This is a genomic window from Nocardia nova (assembly GCF_002933465.1).
GTDB classification, from domain to species: Bacteria; Actinomycetota; Actinomycetes; order Mycobacteriales; family Mycobacteriaceae; genus Nocardia; species Nocardia nova_B.
On record NZ_PSZE01000079.1, the window covers coordinates 1 to 2,726 of the forward strand.

At 68.7% G+C, this 2,726-nt stretch carries 2 protein-coding genes; both read right to left on the reverse strand.

Features of this window, described 5'->3' with window-relative positions:
- Nucleotides 1–1,064, reverse strand: a 1,064-nt coding sequence (locus C5E41_RS32860) for a thiolase family protein (RefSeq protein WP_104379546.1), incomplete at its 3' end; no start/stop codon positions are given.
- Between the two features lie 32 nt (nt 1,065–1,096).
- A complete protein-coding gene (locus C5E41_RS32865; protein ID WP_104379547.1) occupies nt 1,097–2,587 on the reverse strand; it encodes an aldehyde dehydrogenase in 1,491 nt (496 codons plus the stop codon).
- Nucleotides 2,588–2,726: the final 139 nt, after the last annotated feature.

Consider the following 2,726-nt stretch of genomic DNA (forward strand, 5'->3'; position numbering starts at 1 on the left):
ACCGGATGGCCGAGACTGCATCCGCTGCCCGCGATATTGACGAGTTCATCATCAATACCGAGCTTTTTGCAGGCCGCGATCGGGACGGCCGCGAACGCCTCGTTGATCTCCCACAGCGCGACATCGGGCACCGCGATCCCGCCGCGCTCGAGCACCTTCGGGATCACATCCAGCACCGCCAGTCCGGTGTGGGCCGGATCGATCGCGGTCGAGGCCCATGCCTTCACCGTCGCGAGCACCTCGAGGTTGTGCACACCGGCCACATCGGAGCCCGTCACCACGACCGCGGCGGCCGCGTCGTTGATGCCGCTGGCGGTGCCCGCGGTAACCGAGAAGCCCTCGATCTCCGGGTGCAGCACCTTCAGGCCCGATAATTTCTCCAGGCTGGTGTCGCGGCGCGGGTGTTCGTCCACGGCGAATTCGATCCGCGAACCGTCGGCCTGCAACGCCTGTACCGACACGATCTCATCGTCGAACACCCCGGAATCGATGGCCTTGACCGCTCGCTGATGTGAACGCAGCGCCCAGGCGTCCATCTCCTCGCGGGTGATCCCCACCGCCTTCGCGGTGTTCCAGCCGACCGTGATGGACATGTCCTGGTTCGGCGCCTCGGCGGTGTCGGGATGCGAGGGCGGCATCCACCGCTCGGTGAACTCGTCGGTGGTACCGGGGGTGCGGAATTGCTGCAGCGGCGCCGTGGACTGCGAATTCGCGCCGCCAGCGATGATCACCCGCTCCGCGCCCGCGACGATCTGCGCGGCGGCGCTACCGATGGCGGTGAGACTGCCCGCGCAGTGGCGATTCACGGCCTGGCCTGGCACCTGCGGCAGGCCCGCGGTCACCGCGGCATAGCGGGCGATATCGCCGCCGCCGTAGTTGGACTCCGCCAGAATGATGTCGTCGACCTGCTCAGGGGCCAGGGTGGAGCGTCGCAGGGCTTCCTTGACGACGGTACGGGCCAGCTCCATCGCGGTCGTATCGCGCAGGGCGCCCTTGAACGAGGTGCCGATCGGGGTGCGCACCCCGGCGACGATGACCGCCTCGGTCTTGTTCGAATCTGTCACTGTGATCGTCCTTAGGGTTGGGATGGATGTGCTCAGCCGAGGGTGAACGGATCGCGGGTGCGGCCGCTGAGCTCCACCCACACCGCCTTGGTCTCGGTGAAGTCCTTGACGGCATCGATGCCGTTCTCACGCCCGATGCCGCTGTCGCCCATACCGCCGAAGGGCACGCTCGGCGCGACCGCGCGGTAGGCGTTGACCCAGACCGTGCCGGCCCGCAACGCCGCCGCGACACGGTGCGCGCGATGCACGTCCTTGGTCCAGACCGACCCCGCCAGACCGAATCTGGTGCCGTTGGCCGCCGCGACGGCCTCGGCCTCGTCGGTGAAGGTGGCCACGGCGAGCACCGGCCCGAAGATCTCCTCGGCGACCACACTCATCCGCGGTGTGACATCGGTCAGGATGGTCGGCCGCACGAAATAGCCGCCGAGTTCGGGGACCGGCGTACCGCCGCTGGCGACCGTGGCCCCCTCGGCGCGCGCACTGTCGAAGTAGGACAGCACCTTCCGGTACTGCGGCTCATTGGACACCGGGCCCATCTCGGTGGCCGGGTCGCGCGGATCGCCCAGCACGATCCGCTCGGCGCGGGCGACGAGTTTGCCGACCAGCTCGGCGGCCACGCTTTCGTGCACCAGCAGCCGTGAGCCGGCCAGACAGGTCTGCCCGGTGGCGGCGAAAATCCCCGCGACGATGCCGTTGGCGGCGGCGTCCAGGTCGGCGTCCGGGAAGACCAGCTGAGCGGATTTGCCGCCCAGCTCAAGGCTGAACCGGGTCATGTTCGCGATCGCGGCCTGACCCACCTTCACCCCGGTGGCGGTCGAACCGGTGAAGGCGATCTTGTCCACGCCGGGATGGGCGGCCAGCGCGGCACCCGTCTCGGGTCCCCATCCGGTGACCACGTTGACGACCCCCGGCGGGAATCCGGCCTCGTCGAACAACCGCGCGAAGGCCAAAGTGGAGGCCGGGGTGTAGTCGCTGGGCTTGATCACGAAGGTGCAGCCCGCCGCGAGCCCGGCCGCCAGCTTCCAGGTCAGCAGCAGCAGCGGCGAATTCCACGGGGTGATCGCGCCGACCACGCCGACCGGTTCGTGCCGCGTGTAGACGAAGTAGTCCGGCTTGTCGGTCGGGATCACCTCGCCCTGCAGCTTGTCGGCCAGGCCGGCGTAGAAGCGGTAGTAGTCGGGCAGCGACCGCATCTGCCCGGACATCTCGCGCAGCAGTTTTCCGCCGTCGCGCACCTCGAGTTCGGCCAGCTGGTCGGCCTCGCGGGCGATGAGATCGGCCAGGCGCCACAGCAGTTTCCCGCGCGCGGCGCCGGTCAACGCCCCCCACGGCCCCTCCAATGCGGCCCGCGCGGCACGCACCGCGCGGTCCACATCTTCGGACCCGCAGTCTGGGACCCGGATCCACGGCGAGCCGGTGTAGGGGTCGAGGGATTCATAGCTGCGCCCGGATTCGGCGCCGCCTTCGACGCCACCGATCACGAGCGGCAAACTGCTGATCTTGTCTGTTCCGGCGCTGGTCACGACGGTCTCCTGATTCCTTGGTTCAGCGCAGACGCGGGGTGCGCTTGTTGACGCGCGAGTCGGTGCGTCCGTCGCCCTGATTTCCGATCTGGGTGTAGGACAGGCCGTTTCGCAGCGCGATCGACGGGTTCATCTCCAG